Here is a 16949-nt window from a genome sequence, read left to right as displayed (position 1 = left end):
GGCCACAACAGCAAAACCACGACCGGCCTCACCGGCACGGGCGGCTTCGATCGTGGCATTCAGCGCCAGCAGGTTGGTTTGGCCGGCGATGGTGTTGATGAGTTCAACGACATCGCCGATCCGCGCCGCCGCCTTGGCGAGTTCGCCGACACGATCATTGGTCTGGCGCGCCTGCTCAACAGCCTGGCCGGCGATGGTCGCGGAGTCCTGCACCTGGCGGCTGATCTCGTTGACCGACGAGGCCATCTCCTCGGTGGCGGAAGCGACCGACTGCACGTTGGTCGAAGCTTCTTCGGACGCCGCCGCCACCGCGGTCGTCAGTTCCTGCGAACGCTCGGCGGTGGCGGTCAGCGTGCCGGCCGAGGCTTCCAGTTCGGTCGAGGCCGACGACACGGTATCGACGATCTCGCCGATCAACGCTTCGAAATCGCGGGTGATGCCATCGACGCGACGGCCGCGCTCGATCTTGGCCTCGGCGTCGACCATCGCGGCCTGGTCGGCGGCGCGCTTGTCGATCAGCGCCTGCTTGAACACCTGCAGCGCGTCACCCATCGAGCCGATCTCGGTCTTCATGCCCTGGTGCGGCACGATGGCCGAGAGATCGCCGGCGCCCAGCGCCTGCATCGGCTTCACGATCGAGGCGATGCCCGAGGACACGTCCTTGATCAGATAGATCCCGACGCCGATGCCGATCACGGCCGAAGCTGTCAGAATGCCGGCCAGCAACATGAAAGCATTCTCGTAATTATCGCTGGCGTCCTTGCCTGCCCGGTCGGAGCCTGCGTTGTTCAGTTCGATATCCTTGTTCAGGAGTTCGTCAGCCTTTACGCCGATGGGATTCACGGTTTTGGTGTTCAGTTCCTGCGCTTCGTGGGGAATCTTGCCCACGCTGTCACGCGACAGCGCCATCACATCGACCGTGCCCTTCTTGTAGGCGTCCCAGATCTGGCCCCATTCGACGTAGATGGCGCGCTCCTCCGGCGACGTAATCAGCTTCTCGTATTTGGCACGGATCGCACTGTTCGCCGCAACCACCTTCTCCAAGGTTTTTTCATTCTCCAGCTTGTCAACCAGCGTCTCGGACAACATGTGCTGGCGGACAACGTTGCGATAGGTGATGACTCCGCCGCGCAATTCGCCCAGCAGCCGAACGCTCGGCAACCAGCTGACCTGGATATCGACGGCATTGGCGTTGATCGCCTGCATCTTGCGAACGGCCAGCAAGCCCATGCCGGTCATGGCAATCAGCAGGAAGGCCAGAACGGTGGTAATCTTGGCGCGGATAGATAGGCTGGCAAGCATGGCAAAGTATCCCTCGGTGTTTGACCGTTGGTCCGCGTACGCGGTGTGGCTGGGTTGGGCAAAAGGCGTGATGCAAGGTTGGCCGGCGGGACGATCGATCACTCGACCGCAGGAGGATGTTGTAATTCGCCGTTTCAACTTGATGGTTCGTGATGAAGGAGAGGTAAACGGGAACCCAAATCCGATTCAAATAACCCAATAAAAATAGGGGTTTCTGAAAAACAGCACCAAGCTACCGCGAGATATGCAGCCCAGGATGCGCTGGAATGTCACACGCGCATAGATAGCAATTCCGCCATCTGGTCAGCTGCGCTACCTCCGGAGCGAACCACACTCATTTGCGATGAAACGGCAGCAGCCAACGCGCAGCACCCGATGTTGCCGGTTGCGGGCGAGAGCTAGGATATCGATGGGGTCTTGCGCCGGCAGTGACAGGTGGCTGGAAACTAGGACCCGATGGAAGCGACTCCTGAAGTCGCTTGAGACGGATGACGGCCAGAGGGAAAGTGTTGTGGCTGACATCATGGGCCATGAAAGCAACGTTGGAATTACATTTGGGCTTTGTTCCAACGCTCAACTCAAACAGCTTAAAAAGGACTGCGTGGAGTCCGTTACATTGCCACTTTGAACAGGCTCGCTAAGGTCGATGCCGACGTTGGGACGGGGATTGAGATATCGTACGCTGGCTGAGACCGCTGTTGCCCAAGGGCGGGATGCGCGTTCCAACCACTGAGCGGGTGTGACGTTGCCACTGCCGAAGCGGGTGATCGCATTGACACGTAAACTGCGTCGCCGCCTGATGATACGACAGGCCGCCCTTGTCGCCATTAAAAGCTGTCAGCGTTTTGGGAACTCTCGTTGGAGAATGCCGGGGGGTTCGCCAGTCGATCTGTCTGTCGCACCCACTTCGAGCGCGGCAACGATAGAATTTAGCCGCTCGGGTGTTGGATGGCTCTTCAATCGCAGCAGGTTGAAATCGAGGTGCTCTTTCTGGAACATCGAGATCAGCGTGACCCCGGCTGAATTCGTTGCGAATGCGTAATCGGCAAGAAATGCGGCGGCAATTTCAGTGGGACTGCCGCGGTATCCAAGTTCGTCAAGAGCGACCAGGATTTCCTTTTGCGCATTTATTCTCGCGATTATTTGGTCGAGGCATGAGAATGTCCCGTGTGTTATAAACGTTCTGTGAGAGTGAGCACGCTCCTTCAACTTCTCAAGGTTTGGCTCTAGTGGGGTATTGGCAATCTGCACGAATCGATAAGGTAACGATTCATCGAGAGCTGTCATTCCTGCCCCGATATCTCCTGCGACCGAAATGGCGCGCACCTTCCCGTCCTGAACCACGCGCTCCACCGCCCGGATGATATCCTGGTGAACAAGTTCTTCGACTGTCGGTCGATGTAGCGCAAGGACATCGACATAGTCCGTGCGAAGACGTCTTAGGCTCTCCTCGACACTTGATCTTATCAACTCCGCAGACAGCGGTACCTTGAATGGCGTGGGTCGCACTCTTGAAGCGTACTGCTTAAGCGTAGGAAACGCCGTAATAGCGATCCGCGACAACGGCTTCAGCACCCGCATGGCGGTGGGGGTCTTCGGCGGGCGCATGCCAACCTTGGTGCAGACGCAGACACTATCGCGCCTTCTGGATGCAAATTCGCCTAAGATCGATTCAGCCACCCCGTCGCCATACGAAGGCGCGACGTCGTACCAAGTCACCCCAGCTGCGTACGCGCGTTCGAGCGTCTCGAGCCCCTTGCGAACTCCAATACGAGAACCAAGCGAAGCGCAGCCAAAGCCGACACTTGATACTTTCCTGCCGATAGCCTCGACAAAGACCAACTTCATCGCGAATACCCGTTTTTCACGCCGGCACCAAACCTGAAACCGTCTGAGTTGAATGATCTTTTCGTCTTTCTGTCACGAGACAAGAAAGGCATGACATCCCGCGCAATAATTACATCCCGCGCAATAATTGCTCCTAGCGGAGAAACTGTTTCTTGACGTCGCTTGCCGGAGCCATGCTTCGATACGCTACGTCCCGCCGATGGCTATCAGACGCCAGCTCTTTCACCCCGGCCCTAAACTCTTCGTCGTTGTAACAGCCGATGATCGAAACAATTTCCCCGAACTCACCCTCATTTACGAGCTCGATCTGGAACGCAGGATGGCTCATTGAATCCCCCCCCAGTTCGAAAGTAGTCGAACCATGAAAGTAGGCAATCCGATGACGATGCCGGCATGTGGTCACTTTCCCGCACAACCGCAATTAGCTGCCCGGATTCGAAGTGAGGGATCGTCCGCTGCCCAGCGGCCCTCCGGAAGCAGAGGGCACAGACTTGAACCCTGTCGGGCGCACTAACAAAATCAACAATTTAACGACACCGCTGGGCGATATAACCCATGGACCACGGAGGCCAGCCTCCCGATAATCGGCAAGGCTGCCAACGGGCAGGACTCAAATGAGCACACTGGGTGGAACGGTGTTATGCGCCATCGGGCCAAACCTGCGGCGCATGCCGTTAGGGGCAACCGTTAGGGGCGGCGTTGGGGTACATCGGACACCCCGCGACAAACTATCTAATTATTTCAATTGGTTAGAAAAGTGCCAGCAGTTTGGCTGGGGAACTAGGATGCGCTCCACCGTAGCTAATGCTCTGAATTTGGCTGAGATTTGCGGCCCGACTTCCCTCTTTGTGGGAGCGTTGTGGGATCGCGTCAATACGGCCGGGCCTGCCTTGCGGCAAGCTACCGACCAATTTCGGTCACCAGAACCAGAAGAGCGCGAGCCCGAAAGCGGTCGTTTCAGCCGTGAACGGTTTCTCTGCGTTCTAGCATACCAACGAAGTCCCCGATCTTTCGGGCTCTGGTCTCAGCTTTCTTCACCGCGCCAATCCGATACAAGATCGCATATCGGTTAGCGCCCGTGAGCGTAGCGAAGAAAGCTGCGGCCTTCGGATTCGCATCGAGCGCGTTCTGCAAATCCGGTGGAACCTCAGCCTTGCTAGCCGGTGCATACGCGGCCTCCCACCTGCCATCAGCCTTCGCTTTATCAATTTCCAATTGTCCAGATGCCTGCATGCGCCCCGCCGAAATCAGTTCCAGCGCGAGTTTCCGATTGACCTCCGACCACTTGCTGCGCGGTCTGCGTGGGGTAAAGCGTACCAACCAGCTTTCGGCGTCATACTTGTCGAGTTGGCCATCGATCCAGCCATAGCAAAGGGCACTCTCAATCGCCTGAGGTTTGGTGACACTGGCGACGCACGAGCCCTTCTTACGAAATCGAACCCATGCACCGTTGGAATCGCTCGGTTGTTCCGCCAACCAACCTTCCAATGCAATTGGATCAGCAAATGAAACTATCGGAAGGCCCGAACGCAATTCAGTCATTCTCTACCCTCCGCGTGATCCGTGGCTTCGATTATGCCAACGTCCTCGCCTCTTGACCACCGCCGCCTCCACTGTCATTCAGGGCAAGGAATAAATACCCCTGCATTTGGCAACTAACTGCGATTGGCAGACGATGCCGATCATCGAGGGGAATACCATGGACCATCATCACCACCGCCTGTCACCCGCTGCCATCGCCGCCGCGTTCAAGGTGGCCAAGGATCCGTCACGGCTGCTGTCGGTGGCCGACTACTGGCTGGAGTTCGAAGAGCCTGTCGATTTGCTCGGAGACCCTCAGGCCACCTTTGCGGGCGATACGAAGCACCTCCGGGCAGCGTGCGACAAACACGGCATCGCTTATCACGTCGGCGACGAACCGGCCTTCCCGATTTGGCTGCTGAGGGAGTTCTACACGCCGCGCTTCTTGGTAATGTGGGGGCATTGTGGGATCAAGTGGACGATGTCTCGGCATTCGCGTGATGCCGAACCGAAGATATCCCAATTTATTCAGTGCTTTAGCCAAGCCATTGGCTGGGGAACTAGGATTCGAACCTAGACAAACAGAGTCAGAGTCTGTTGTGCTACCGTTACACCATTCCCCAAGAGATTCAGTGGCTTGAGCCGTGGCTCGCCAGAATCATCAGAACGTGGACATCGCCTCGTTCGGCCGCGTTCTAGCCCGACCGGCGCACTTTACGCAAGCACGTCGTGCGTGCGCAGCGCAATTCTCTTGAGGGGTGACGCGCCAACCGCACCGACGCCGCTGCGCGGATTGATGAGGATCAGGATACCTGTTGCGTCTTTGCCAGGGCATGGGAGCAACGGGGTTGATGATGTGCTGGCCAGTGGTGGCGGTGGCCGGATTTTGCTTGATCGGCGGCTGGACTGCCTCAGCAAGAGCCGAAAACAGGCTCGAAATCGACGAGAAGGCCACGGTCCTGGATAATTGGACCGTCGGATTCAACAAGGCGCATAGCAGTTACCTGGCGACCGCGACCTATGGCGACGACACCACGGTGTGGATCGGCATGGATGCCGACGACGGCGAAGTCTATTTCGGCCTCACCAATCCCAATTGGGACTCGATCCAGGACGGCAAGCGATACAGCATGAAGATCGCTTCCGTCGGCGGCGGCCGCTGGCAAGGCCAGTTCAACGGCATCAGTCGCAACCAGGAAAAGGGCGTGATCTCCGGCGGGCTGAAGGAAGCCTTCGTCCGCGACCTGATCCGCAGTCCCGGCATCGCCGTCTCGCTGGGATCGCGCGTCATCGCCAAGCTCAATCTCGACGGATCGCCTGCCGCCTTCGCCGCCGTGCTGGCCTGCCAATCGAAGCAGTCCTCGGCCGCCACGCCGAAAGCCGGCAGCAGCGCACGTCGCGGCGGCAGCAGCGGCACCGGCTTCTTCGTGTCCTCGCAGGGCCATGTCCTGACCAACAGCCACGTCGTGGAATCCTGCCAGGGCATCACGATCGAACAAGCCGGCCAGCAGAGCGTCTCGGGCACCGTGGTCGCGCGCGACAAGGCGAACGATCTCGCCGTCGTCAAAACCAGCCAGAGGCCGTCGGCCGTCACCGCGTTACGGCTCGACCTGCGGGTCGGGGAAAGCATCGCCGTCTACGGATTTCCGCTGGCCAGCAAGCTCGCCACCTCCGGCAATTTCACCGTGGGATATGTCAGCGCACTGGCCGGCCTCAACGACGACACCTCGAAAGTGCAGATTTCCGCGCCGATCCAGCCCGGCAACAGCGGCGGCCCGGTGCTCGATCACTACGGCAACGCGGTCGCCGTGATCGTCTCGACCGCCACCTCGGCGATCATGGCGAGTGCCGCCGGCGTCGCTCCGCAGAACATCAACTTCGCTATCAAGGCCGTGATTGCGAAAAACTTTCTCGACGCCAGCGGGATCAAGGCCGACGGCGAGATGCAGACCAGGCAGGTCTATGAATTCGCCGACCTGGCAGAGCGCGCCAAGCTCGGCACCGTCAAGATTCTTTGCGAGTAATCACATTCAATCGGGGGACTTATCGTTGTCGATCAAGAAACTGCTTTCGATTTTGGCCGTCACCGCACTCTGCATACCCGTTCCGCAGGGCCCTGCCCTCGCGCAATATCGCGACGGCGCGCTGACCGCGGGCCTGATTGGCGCCGCGCTGGGAACGGCGATCCTGATGCAGGGCCAGAGGAGTGGCCCGGCCTATCAGCGCGCTCCCCGCCGCAGCGCGCGCGTTCGGACCGCACCGCGGACGCGTGAATACCGGAACACCAGGGATCCCTTCGCCAGCGCCTCGGCGCCGTCCGATTACGCCCGCCCGGTGAGCGCCGGCAAGCGCTGATCCTTCTGATCCGCTTGATCCGCTACCCCAAAATAAAAAAGCGCGCCCTGCTCCGGGCGCGCTTTTCATTTGGCTGATCGAACCGATCACTTCACCGGCGGCGTGCCGTGGGTGTGGAAGGATTCGATGGTCTTGAGGCCCCAGGCCTGGCCCTTCTTGCGCTCTTCCTCGGTCCAGACGATCGGCTTCCAGTCCGGCGCCAGGATCAGGCGCGCGCCAGCATTGGCGACCTCAACGCGGTTACCGCCGGGCTCGTAGACGTAGAGGAAGAAGGTCTGCTGGATCGCGTGCTTGTGCGGCCCGGTTTCGATATGCACGCCGGCTTCCAGGAAGATGTCGGCGGCGCGCAGAATGTCCTCGCGGCTGTCGAGTGCGTAGGTAATGTGGTGGAAGCGGCCTTTGGTGCCGGAGTGATCGCGCGAATAGGCGAAGTCGTAGCTCTTGTTCGACATGGTCATCCACATCGCCGCTTCGGTACCGTCGTTCAACACGATCTGCTCGGTCAGACGCAGCCCGAGATACTGCTCAAAGAACTCACGGTTGGCCTTGATGTCCACCGCCAGGCAGTTGAGGTGATCGAGCCGGCGCACATTGATGCCGCGCGCCGGATAACGCTGCGCCTGGTTCTTCAGCGCCGGCTTCAGTTCCGGCGGCGCCTCGTACCATTCGGTTTCGTAATACAGCTCGACGATGTGGCCATCGGGATCGCGGCAGCGATAGGCCGGGCCGTGGCCAAGATCGCCATCGGTCCAGCCGATCGCGAATTCAGAGCCCTTCAGCGCGGCGACACGGCGCTCCAGCGCCTGCGGGCTGCGCGCGCGCAGCGCCATGTGCTCCATGCCCGAGGTCTTCGACGCCGTCAGCTTCAGCGAATAGCGCTCATAGTCGTCCCAGCCCCGCAGATAGGCGGAGTCGCCCTTCTCGCCGCTCACCGTCATGCCCATCACATCGACGAAGAACCTGAGGCTCTCCTCCGGCTTCGGCGTCAGCATTTCCATATGCCCGAGATGGGCAAGATCGTAGATCGGTTCGGGGATCATGTTAATTCCTCCAGTGGCAGTGGTCGTAATTGCGAGGAGCTCTTGCGACGAAGCAATCCAGCCTTCGCTTGTGGCCTTCTGGATTGCCGCGTCGCGAAGTTTATCATCGGGCTGGCGAAGCCGGACCCGTTGGCTCCTCGCAATGACGGCTGAGCGTTCGAGCGTTCACCTCAACGCGCGCGTCACGTCATCATACAATTCGTCGACCGCGTAAGCGCGAGGGATCAGCCCCTGCTCCGCGGTATATTTCGTAATCAGTTCGATCGAACGCGTCAGTTCGTCGTCATTGAAAGCCGGCGACTTGCCTACAGCCAGTACCCTGCTCGCCTGCAGCATGCGATGCACTTCACGCACGATTTCCGGGTGCTTCTCCGACAGGTCGCGGCTGACCACCGTGATATGGTTGACGGGCACGACACTGTGCCCGGCGAACCATGCCTTCTCTTCGGCGGCGACATCGGGAAACAGTTGCTTCACCCGAGGATCGTCAGTCTTCTCGCCGAGCACCGCGTCGAGTTCGCCATCGAATAACATCGGCAGGATCTGCTTGCCGGCCGGCGCCTTGGTGGTGGTGTCGATATATTCCGCGACATGTGGATCCTCGAACGTCACCCAGTCGATCTTCTCGAGATCGACGCCGTAATCATTGGCGAGAATGCCACGCAGCCAGGCGCCGGTGGTGGTGGTGAAGGAGCGGATGCCGACCCGTTTGCCTTCGAGGTCTTTCGGCGTGGCGATCCCGGCATTGGGATGCGTCACCGCAAAAGCGTGCTGAAACCGCGCCATCATCACGTCCGGCAGCAGCACCATCGGCTTGTCGTAAGCCTTCGCCATCAGGAAGGTGACGATCGCCAGCTCGGAGACGTCGAACGCCCCTTCGCGGACCATCGGCTTGAAGCCCTTGTTGGTCGGCGAATAATCGGCGAAGTCGAACTCGACCAGCTCGGACGTCACCGCGCCGGATTTCAGCGCCGCAGTGTGCGGGTGAGCGCCGAGCAGGACGCGGAGCTTCATCATCGCCATGTCCTATGCGTCTTCGGGCTTGTCGACATAAACGAGGCCAGCCTTCGCAAGCCCCTCGCGCATATTGTACATGTCGAGGCCGAGAATGCCGGAGGCCAGCTTCTGCCGCTTGCTCTCTTCCAGAGCCGCACGCCCCTCCGCCAAAGCGGCGACATCCGCGGCATCCTTGCGCGGGATCACGACGACGCCATCCTCGTCGGCGATCACGACATCGCCGGGATTGACGAGCGCGCCAGCGCAGACGACGGGGACATTCACCGCACCGAGCGTGGCCTTCACGGTGCCCTTGGCGGAAATCGCCTTCGACCACACCGGGAAGCCCATCTCGCGCAAGGTCTTGATGTCGCGGCAGCCGGCATCGATGATCAGGCCGACGCCACCGCGCGCCTTCAGCGAGGTCGCCAGGAGATCGCCGAACATGCCGTCGGTATTGTCCGTGGTGCAAGCGACCACCAGCATGTCGCCGGGGCGGCACTGCTCGATCGCCACATGCAGCATCCAGTTGTCGCCGGGCTGCGCCAGCACGGTGACCGCAGTGCCCGCGGCTTCCGCGCCGGACCACACCGGGCGCATATAGGTCTTCATCAGGCCGAAGCGGCCATAGGCCTCGTGCGAGGTGGAGACGCCGAGCGCGCCGAGACGCAGGACCACATCGGCGTCAGCGCGCTGGATGTTTTGAATGACGACGGGTTTCATGCCAGCACCTCAAGGGTCATCGGAAACAGGCGCTGATACGCCTCGCCATAGGTCATTGCAGCGCCGGTGTTACGGCCGCCTTGCATGCCGCGCTGAAGCGCCACGCGCTCGTAATAGGCCCAGAGATGCTTCTGCGCGGCCAGGATCTCGAACGTCTTGCGCTTGATGTCCCAGACCTCGTCGATGTTGAGGATCACCTGCGGCTTGAAGTTGCACATTTCGGGCTGGTGCGGCTCGAACAGGAACACCGGCGGCGCCGAGTAGCTATATTCGGCTTCCGGCTTGTGGCCCATCGCCTGCGCGATGATGCGGGCTTCCTGGGCAGCCGCGGTCGCCGCGGGATGATCGACGTTGTAGGGATCTTCCAGCGAATGCGTCAGCACGAAGCTCGGATTGAGTTCGCGGTAGACGTCGATCAGCCGTTCCTTGTGCGCCTCGGTCAGATGCAGCGGATAGTCGCCGGCATCGAAGAACTCGATCTCGGCGCCCAGGGATGCCGCAGCCCGCTCGGCCTCGTCGCGACGGCCGGCCTTCACCTTGGCCAGCGTCATGCCCTCCTGCTTCCAGGCGAACTGCGACTCGCCGCGCTCGCCGTAAGCGAGGCAGACGATCTTCATGCGGTAGCCCTTCTTGGCATGCAGCGCGATTGCGCCGCCGGCGCGCCAGACGAAATCGCCGGGATGGGCGGAAACCACCAGACCTGTTTTTTGCTTCGACATGAGGGTTTTCCTTATTGGCTATCGAATTCGAAAAGGCGCGCGGGATTATCGACCAGGATCTTCTGCTGCACGGCCGGGTCCGGCGCGAACAATGGGATCAGGTCGACGAGGTCGCCGTCATTGGGCATCGCCTTGACGTTGGGGTGTGGCCAGTCGGTGCCCCAGATCACGCGGTCCGGCGCGGTGTCACAGATCTTCTTCGCGAACGGCACGGCGTCGGTGAAGGGCGGGCCCATCGAGGTCACACGCTCGCAACCGGAGACTTTCACCCAGCACTTCTCGTCACGTTGCATCAGTTCGATCAGGGTGCGGAACGGCAGCTGGTCGAGTCCGTCGCCGGCCTTGACGCGACCCATGTGGTCGATCGTGTAGCGCACCGGCAGCTTCGCCAGCAGCTCAGCATAATCAGGCAGATCGACCGCATCGAAGTGCAGATCGACGTGCCAGTTCAGCCGCGCGATCATGTCGATGATGCGATGGAACACCTTCATGTCCGGCGTGCCGCCGAGATGCTTGACGAAATTGAAGCGGCAGCCGCGAAAACCGCCGTCGTGCAATTCCTGCAGGCCCTTTTCAGTGATCGTGCCGTCGATATTCGCGACCGCGCGATAACGGCCGCCGCTGACCTTGATGGCATCGAGCGCGACACGGTTGTCGGTGCCGTGCACGCTGGCGTTCACAATCACCGCGCGGCCGATGCCGAGCACCTTGTGCAGCTTCTGGAAATCCTCCAGCGGAGCGTCCGGCGGGATATAGGAGCCGACATAGGGATACTTGTCGCCCGGCCCGAAGATGTGGGTATGCGCGTCGCAGGCCAGCGGGGGCAGCTTGAACTTCGGCGTGCGGGTGTCGGGATCGGGACCCGGAACGGTTGGTTTGGTCATGTTGTCCTTGAAAGCTTGAGTCAGATGAGTCGTGCGGCCTCTACTGCTTGGGAATGCCGGCCTGCTCGATCACCTTGGTCCATTTCGCGATGTCGTCCACCAGCCGCGCCTTCAGCTCTTCCGGCGAACCGGCGCGGGCCTCGATGCCCAGATCGAGCAGCTTCTGTTTGACATCAGGCTGCGCCACGACCTCGCGCAACGCGCTGTTGAGTTTGGCGATCACCTCCGGCGGCGTTGCGGCCGGCGCGAACAGCGCATTCCACGACACCACGTCGTAACCCTTGACGCCGCCTTCGGTCACCGTCGGCGCGTCCTTGAGGATCACAGAGCGCGCTTCTCCGGTCGTACCAATGGCGCTGACCTTGCCGTCAACAAGCGCGGATTTCATGCCGACATAGTTATCGATCATGACGTCGATATCCTTGCGCAGCAGGCCGACGATGACCTCTGGCGTGCCGCGATAGGGCACGATCTGGAAGTCGATGCCGGCGGTGGACTTCAACAACTGGGCGGAAAGGTTCTGCGTGCTGCCGACGCTGATGGTGCCGACGTTGAGCTTGCCGGGATTTTCGCGCGCGAACTTGATCAGATCGGCCAGCGTCTTGTACGGCGACTCCGCATTGGTGCCGACGATGAAGTCGAAGAACCCGATGCTCGAGATCGGCGCGAAATCCTTCACCGGATCGAACGGCAGGCTCTTGAACAGGGGTACGCTGACGGCGGTGCCGTTGCTGAGCAGCGCCAGCGTATAACCGTCGGGCTGCGACGACAGCACCGAACGCGCCGCGGCAACGCCGCCGGCGCCCGGCATGTTTTCGACGATCAGGCGCTGGCCGAGCTTCTCGCCGAGGCTTTCGGCGACGATGCGCAACGTGATGTCAGCCACACCGCCTGCGGCAAACGGCACGACGACGCGGATCGGCTTGTTCGGATAGGTCGACTGCGCCTGTGACGGCATCGCCGACCACGACAGCACGGCAGCGGTCACGGCGAAGGAGAAACAGAGGCGGCCGAACAGGCCGGAGGGTCGCGTGGACGAGAGCTGAATCATTGTGAATTCCCAAGACGCTTTGCGCCATCCCTGCTTTTTTCAGCCACGCGCCTGTCGCAAGGCGGCGACATCCGGGGGCCATTTCGCCCCCGGATTAGCCACGTCCGATTTATGAAGCAAATGATAGTTTTTGCATAATCAAACGGTGATGTGCATATAAGCGTCCGGTCTCCCGGGAACCCGAGCCCTTCTCGCTCAGCAGCCGTTTGAGCTCAATTTGGGCTCATGCGAGCGATCACAGCGATCGGGCCACCGCCGTTCGGGCCCTGATGCTCGGCGCCGCCCGACACAAACAACATGGTCGACCCGACAACACCGGCCACGACGCCTCCGACAACCGACCGAGCATGGCGGGATGACGCGATGTCGCTGTCGTCCAGCATGGTGTGCCGCGCGCCTCGGATGAGCCCGGATTCAGACGCTTCCGCCTTGCACAGCACGGCGCCAAGCCGCTCCTGCGCTTCGGTCCCAAGGGGGTAGCCGGCGGGCAGCCCGGCTGCGCACAGCGCCCGCACGACGGCGCCGGAGTCGATGGCATCCTGCATGACATCATGCGCGACCACCTGGTCGCCGGCCCAGAGACGGCTGTTGCCGACCACGAGGATCTGGTTCTCCAGCAATTCGACGCCGGCCGATGTACTTGCGCGGTTCGAGTAAAGACCGAAATCACGGCATACGACGGTGTCGTCGACGGCGGCGGGGGACACTTCGCCGAGCGCGAGCGCAACCCCCAGCGCCGATGCACCGCGGGAAAACGCCATCGACTTCAGCGTATCCTCGGTGGCGACGTCTTTCCCTACAGCCTTCGCAGCAGCGATGCGCGATTTGGTCAGCAGCGGACACTTCACCTGGACATAGTGGACATCTGAGACGTCCTCGATCTGCGCGGCCAGCATGGCCTCGCGCACCGCAGCCGCGGTCGCTTCGATTTGCGCCATGCGGCCAACTTCATGAGCCGCAAACGGGCGGGTCACCGCCGTGCCGATCGCCAGCGCCTTGCGGCCCGAAGCGACCTCGCCTCCGCCCGGCACAACCTCGAACACCAGCCAATGCGGGGAGAGCCCGCCTTCGGTGCCCCCGGACATCACGATCACCACGCGACGCTCGACCACATCGGAGCCTTCACCCGTAAAACGGGCAATCGACGCCTTGAGCGCCGAGGCCCCGAATCCGCGCGTAAAATCGTTGACGCAGCCGTTGCCCTCCGTCTTGCCGAGAATGGCGACGATGCGTCGGGGATCAATCACGCCGGCCGCGATCTTTTCTTCGAGACCCGACACGTCATCGGGAGATCCGGCTGCAATCTTGTGAATTCGCGCTTCCATGTGAGGTCCATCCATCGTTGTGCATTCCGGATGAGGCGTAATTCGTAATCAATGTTTCGAACAAGCCCTGAAACAAGCGCACAACGGTGCCAAATTGGCATCATTAAAGGGCGGGCACGGATCCGCCGCGCGCAGCGATGTACAGCGACGCAGCGCTTCAAAGCATTTTCGGCAGCGCCTAGCTGATCGTCTTGAAGTAATTCTGGATCAGTTCGATCAGCGTCTGCGCTGGCTTGCCGAGCGGCAGGCCGCGCTTCACGATGATACCAACGGTGCGGCTGACGCCGGGATTGCGCAGCGGCAATGCCACGAGGCCGGCGGTGCCCTGCGTCGCCACCGCGATGTTCGGCACCACCGCGACACCGAGCCGCTCGAACACCATGCCGACCGCGGTTTGCAAATGCTGCACCTCGTAGCGCCAGTTCAGCGCGTCGCGACGATCGCCCAGCGCATCGTCGATCAGAGCGCGGTTGCCGGCCTGCGGGCTGATCCGGATCAACGGCGTATCGGCGAGATGCGCCCAGTTGACGAAGCTGCGCTGCGCGAATTCGTGGTCCTTCGTGCACAGCAGCACGAAACGCTCCTTGATGAGCGGCATCACCTCGAGATCCCAGATGTTCATCGCGATGATGGTGACGCCGAATTCGGCCTGCCCGGACTGCACCAGCGTGGCGATCTCGCCGGCCGAATTGTCGTGGATCTTGATCGAGATGCCGGGATGCAACGCGTTGAACTGCTTCAGCACCCGCGGCAGATGGTAGGCCGCGATGGTCGGCAGGCAACCCAGCGCGATATGCGCCTGGCGCTGCCGGCCGCGGGCGCGCAACAGGTCGATGGTGTCGGACAGTTCGCCAATTATCCGCCGCGCGGTCGGCAGCAGCTCGAGCCCGGCTGGAGTTAGCGCCACCTGCCGCGTCGTACGGGCGAGCAGTTGCAGGCCGAGATCCTCCTCGAGCTTCTTGATGCGGTGGCTGAGCGCAGTCTGCGACAGGTTCAGATGTGCCGCGGCACGCGAAAAGCTGCCCCGCTCGGCGATGCTGAGAAACGCCTGCAATCCTGGAAAGTCGATGCGCATGGAGATTTCCGAAGTGTGCCCCCAAACGGGCATTCAGAGCTACCCCGCCGCTCCCCGGCGAGGCAAGGCTGCTCGGAGAAACAAAGCGCATCCCAATACCGGAAAATTACACCCGCAAATGGGATGCTGGTTAATTCGCGGTAAAGCTGCGTATGGACCGCAGCGCATGCGGTCGACCAACAATCGGGATTCCCCCCCGAAAATCACTACAGCTTAGTAGTCTCCTATCGAAAAGCCGTGCCCCGGCCTCAAACCGGACACGCCGACGCCCGGGGCGTTTAACCGTTTCTCCAGTCCCTTGTCGGCATAGTGATCCCAAACTGGGACGCGACAACGCGGTTGTTTGACCATGACACATTTCAATGCACCCGCCTCCTTCGGGCGCATCATTTCGGTGAAGGGCTCGCTGGCCCGGGTCGGGCTGTTGGCTGTCAGTCAGATGGCGCCCGCCGAAGCTCGCGGCACGGTCGGCCGTTTCGTCAGCATCCGCTGCTCGACCTCGACCATCATCGCGATGATCACCGAGGTGTCCTGCGAGAACATGCTGGAATCCGACACCTATATCGCCAGCGCTTCGGTTGACCTGCTCGGCGAGATCATGGGCGAGCCGGATCGGGCCAAGTTCCAGCGCGGCGTCACCAACTATCCGACCATCGGCGACACCGTCGACCTGATCTCCAATACGGAATTGCGCACCGTCTATGCGCCGACCGGTTCCGACCAGATCAACGTCGGCACGCTGCAGCAGGACAAGTCGGTCATCGCCTATGTCGATGTCGAGGAAATGCTGAGCAAGCACTTCGCCGTGCTGGGCTCCACCGGCGTCGGCAAATCGTCCGGCGTATCCCTGCTTCTCAATGAAATCCTGCGGGTGCGCCCGAACCTGCGCATATTCCTGCTCGACGTGCACAACGAATATGGCCGCTGCTTCGGCGACCGCGCGCTGGTGCTGAATCCGCGCAACCTGAAGCTGCCGTTCTGGCTGTTCAATTTCGAGGAAATCGTCGACGTGCTGTTCGCCGGCCGCCCCGGCGTGGCGGAAGAGCTGGAAATCCTGGGCGAAGTGATCCCGATCGCCAAGGGCGTCTACACGCAATACCAGAACTCCGACCGCATCGGGCTGAAGCGGGTCGATCCCAAGACCATCGGCTACACCGCCGACACCCCGGTGCCCTATCGCCTGGTCGACCTGATCTCTCTGATCGACGAGCGCATGGGCAAGCTGGAAAACCGCTCATCACGCATCATCTATCACAAGCTGATCTCGCGCATCGAAACGGTGCGCAACGATCCGCGCTACGCTTTCATGTTCGACAACGCCAATGTCGGCGGCGATACGATGGCGGAAGTGATCTCGTACCTGTTCCGGCTGCCCGCCAACGGCAAGCCTATGACCATCATGCAGCTCGCCGGCTTCCCCGCGGAAGTCGTCGACTCCGTGGTCTCGGTGCTGTGCCGCATGGCGTTCGATTTCGGACTGTGGAGCGACGGCGTCTCGCCGTTGTTGTTCGTCTGCGAGGAAGCGCATCGCTACGCCTCCGCCGACCGCAATATCGGTTTCGGCCCGACCCGCAAGGCGGTGTCGCGGATCGCCAAGGAAGGCCGCAAATACGGCGTCTATCTCGGCCTGGTGACACAGCGTCCCGCCGAACTCGACGCCACCATCATCTCCCAGTGCAACACCTTGTTCGCAATGCGACTGGCCAACGACCGCGACCAGGCGCTGCTGCGCTCCGCGGTGTCGGACGCTGCCGCCAATCTTTTGTCCTTCGTGCCGTCGCTCGGTACCCGCGAAGTTCTGGCCTTCGGCGAAGGCGTGGCGCTGCCGACAAGGTTGCGCTTCAAGGAAGTGCCAGCGCATCAGCTGCCGCGCTCCGAGGCGACGATCTCCACCGCGCCGTCGGTCGCGGCGGGCCATGACGCACATTTCGTCACCGCGGTACTGGAACGCTGGCGCGGCGCCACCTCGCACCGCGAAGTACCGAACGATCCCGGCTTCACCGAGCGGCCGATGGCCCGCACGCTGGAAGCCCCGATGCTGCAGCCCTCGCTCGGCCTCGACCCCGACCGCTTCTCGCTACTCAAGAAGCCGCTGCGCTAGCTCCTTTTC

Annotated in this window: 16 protein-coding genes and 1 tRNA gene; 4 read left to right on the top strand and 13 right to left on the bottom strand. The window is 61.3% G+C overall.

Features of this window, described 5'->3' with window-relative positions:
* The 4 genes from JWQ24_RS19710 to JWQ24_RS19695 all read right to left on the bottom strand — a co-directional run.
* Positions 1-1302 (bottom strand): MCP four helix bundle domain-containing protein (locus JWQ24_RS19710; protein WP_299811729.1); only part of this gene is annotated, 1302 nt, incomplete at its 3' end.
* 837 nt (positions 1303-2139) lie between these two features.
* A complete protein-coding gene (locus JWQ24_RS19705) occupies positions 2140-3150 on the bottom strand; it encodes an aldo/keto reductase (RefSeq protein ID WP_299811727.1) in 1011 nt (336 codons plus the stop codon).
* Positions 3151-3283: 133 nt separating this feature from the next.
* Positions 3284-3478: a hypothetical protein gene (locus tag JWQ24_RS19700; RefSeq protein WP_299811725.1), complete on the bottom strand. Its 195-nt coding sequence runs from the start codon at positions 3476-3478 to the stop codon at positions 3284-3286.
* 629 nt (positions 3479-4107) lie between these two features.
* On the bottom strand, positions 4108-4692 hold the full coding sequence (locus tag JWQ24_RS19695; protein ID WP_299811723.1) for a YdeI/OmpD-associated family protein: 585 nt from the start codon (positions 4690-4692) through the stop codon (positions 4108-4110).
* A gap of 133 nt (positions 4693-4825) precedes the next feature.
* On the opposite strand from JWQ24_RS19695, the gene JWQ24_RS19690 reads away from it, so the two are divergent.
* Positions 4826-5248 carry a hypothetical protein gene (locus JWQ24_RS19690; protein WP_299811721.1) on the top strand — a complete coding sequence of 141 codons (423 nt, stop codon included), beginning with the start codon at positions 4826-4828 and terminating at the stop codon, positions 5246-5248.
* Here JWQ24_RS19690 and JWQ24_RS19685 read toward each other — a convergent pair.
* Positions 5221-5294: transfer RNA gene (locus JWQ24_RS19685), tRNA-Gln, on the bottom strand. The two genes, JWQ24_RS19690 and JWQ24_RS19685, sit on opposite strands and share 28 nt — an antisense overlap.
* A 228-nt stretch (positions 5295-5522) precedes the next feature.
* On the opposite strand from JWQ24_RS19685, the gene JWQ24_RS19680 reads away from it, so the two are divergent.
* Together JWQ24_RS19680 and JWQ24_RS19675 are read left to right on the top strand one after the other, a co-directional pair.
* Positions 5523-6695: a serine protease gene (locus tag JWQ24_RS19680; protein ID WP_299811719.1), complete on the top strand. Its 1173-nt coding sequence runs from the start codon at positions 5523-5525 to the stop codon at positions 6693-6695.
* Between the two features lie 25 nt (positions 6696-6720).
* A complete protein-coding gene (locus JWQ24_RS19675) occupies positions 6721-7026 on the top strand; it encodes a hypothetical protein (protein ID WP_299811717.1) in 306 nt (101 codons plus the stop codon).
* Positions 7027-7112: 86 nt separating this feature from the next.
* Here JWQ24_RS19675 and JWQ24_RS19670 read toward each other — a convergent pair whose 3' ends face one another.
* From JWQ24_RS19670 to JWQ24_RS19635, 8 genes are all read right to left on the bottom strand, one after another.
* Positions 7113-8066, bottom strand: a complete 954-nt coding sequence (locus tag JWQ24_RS19670; protein ID WP_299811715.1) for a catechol 2,3-dioxygenase — start codon at positions 8064-8066, stop codon at positions 7113-7115.
* A 165-nt stretch (positions 8067-8231) separates the two neighbouring features.
* Entirely contained in the window at positions 8232-9083 is an 852-nt protein-coding gene (locus JWQ24_RS19665) for an ABC transporter substrate-binding protein (protein ID WP_299811713.1), read from the bottom strand.
* Positions 9084-9092: 9 nt separating this feature from the next.
* Entirely contained in the window at positions 9093-9785 is a 693-nt protein-coding gene (locus JWQ24_RS19660; protein WP_299811711.1) for a 4-carboxy-4-hydroxy-2-oxoadipate aldolase/oxaloacetate decarboxylase, read from the bottom strand.
* A complete protein-coding gene (locus JWQ24_RS19655) occupies positions 9782-10504 on the bottom strand; it encodes a PIG-L deacetylase family protein (RefSeq protein WP_299811709.1) in 723 nt (240 codons plus the stop codon). Before JWQ24_RS19655 ends, JWQ24_RS19660 begins: the two co-directional genes overlap by 4 nt.
* 11 nt (positions 10505-10515) lie before the next feature.
* The gene (locus JWQ24_RS19650) at positions 10516-11388 is read right to left on the bottom strand and encodes an amidohydrolase family protein (protein ID WP_299811707.1); all 873 of its coding nucleotides are present in this window, start codon (positions 11386-11388) and stop codon (positions 10516-10518) included.
* Positions 11389-11428: 40 nt separating this feature from the next.
* Positions 11429-12439, bottom strand: coding sequence for a tripartite tricarboxylate transporter substrate binding protein (locus JWQ24_RS19645; RefSeq protein ID WP_299811705.1), 1011 nt, complete (start codon positions 12437-12439; stop codon positions 11429-11431).
* Positions 12440-12651: 212 nt separating this feature from the next.
* On the bottom strand, positions 12652-13764 hold the full coding sequence (locus JWQ24_RS19640; RefSeq protein ID WP_299811703.1) for a ring-opening amidohydrolase: 1113 nt from the start codon (positions 13762-13764) through the stop codon (positions 12652-12654).
* Between the two features lie 178 nt (positions 13765-13942).
* The gene (locus tag JWQ24_RS19635; RefSeq protein WP_299811701.1) at positions 13943-14839 is read right to left on the bottom strand and encodes a LysR family transcriptional regulator; all 897 of its coding nucleotides are present in this window, start codon (positions 14837-14839) and stop codon (positions 13943-13945) included.
* A 349-nt stretch (positions 14840-15188) separates the two neighbouring features.
* Between JWQ24_RS19635 and JWQ24_RS19630 the strand changes: the two genes are divergently transcribed.
* Positions 15189-16940 carry a DUF87 domain-containing protein gene (locus JWQ24_RS19630; RefSeq protein ID WP_299811699.1) on the top strand — a complete coding sequence of 584 codons (1752 nt, stop codon included), beginning with the start codon at positions 15189-15191 and terminating at the stop codon, positions 16938-16940.
* The last annotated feature ends 9 nt before the right edge of the window (positions 16941-16949 follow it).

This window comes from Tardiphaga sp. (genome assembly GCF_028290495.1).
In the GTDB taxonomy this organism is placed as follows: domain Bacteria; phylum Pseudomonadota; class Alphaproteobacteria; order Rhizobiales; family Xanthobacteraceae; genus Tardiphaga.
The sequence above is the reverse complement of the archived record's forward strand: the minus strand, read 5'-3'. Positions and strand labels throughout refer to the sequence as shown.

Bases quoted from the DNA above. Each gene is read 5' to 3' on its own strand.
- JWQ24_RS19700 (WP_299811725.1), bottom strand. From the start codon at position 3,478: ATGAGCCATCCTGCGTTCCAGATCGAGCTCGTAAATGAGGGTGAGTTC.
- JWQ24_RS19645 (WP_299811705.1), bottom strand. From the start codon at position 12,439: ATGATTCAGCTCTCGTCCACGCGACCCTCCGGCCTGTTCGGCCGCCTC.
- JWQ24_RS19630 (WP_299811699.1), top strand. From the start codon at position 15,189: ATGACACATTTCAATGCACCCGCCTCCTTCGGGCGCATCATTTCGGTG.
- JWQ24_RS19680 (WP_299811719.1), top strand. From the start codon at position 5,523: ATGATGTGCTGGCCAGTGGTGGCGGTGGCCGGATTTTGCTTGATCGGC.
- JWQ24_RS19635 (WP_299811701.1), bottom strand. From the start codon at position 14,839: ATGCGCATCGACTTTCCAGGATTGCAGGCGTTTCTCAGCATCGCCGAG.
- JWQ24_RS19640 (WP_299811703.1), bottom strand. From the start codon at position 13,764: ATGGAAGCGCGAATTCACAAGATTGCAGCCGGATCTCCCGATGACGTG.
- JWQ24_RS19670 (WP_299811715.1), bottom strand. From the start codon at position 8,066: ATGATCCCCGAACCGATCTACGATCTTGCCCATCTCGGGCATATGGAA.
- JWQ24_RS19690 (WP_299811721.1), top strand. From the start codon at position 4,826: ATGCCGATCATCGAGGGGAATACCATGGACCATCATCACCACCGCCTG.
- JWQ24_RS19705 (WP_299811727.1), bottom strand. From the start codon at position 3,150: ATGAAGTTGGTCTTTGTCGAGGCTATCGGCAGGAAAGTATCAAGTGTC.
- JWQ24_RS19655 (WP_299811709.1), bottom strand. From the start codon at position 10,504: ATGTCGAAGCAAAAAACAGGTCTGGTGGTTTCCGCCCATCCCGGCGAT.
- JWQ24_RS19660 (WP_299811711.1), bottom strand. From the start codon at position 9,785: ATGAAACCCGTCGTCATTCAAAACATCCAGCGCGCTGACGCCGATGTG.
- JWQ24_RS19695 (WP_299811723.1), bottom strand. From the start codon at position 4,692: ATGACTGAATTGCGTTCGGGCCTTCCGATAGTTTCATTTGCTGATCCA.
- JWQ24_RS19650 (WP_299811707.1), bottom strand. From the start codon at position 11,388: ATGACCAAACCAACCGTTCCGGGTCCCGATCCCGACACCCGCACGCCG.
- JWQ24_RS19665 (WP_299811713.1), bottom strand. From the start codon at position 9,083: ATGATGAAGCTCCGCGTCCTGCTCGGCGCTCACCCGCACACTGCGGCG.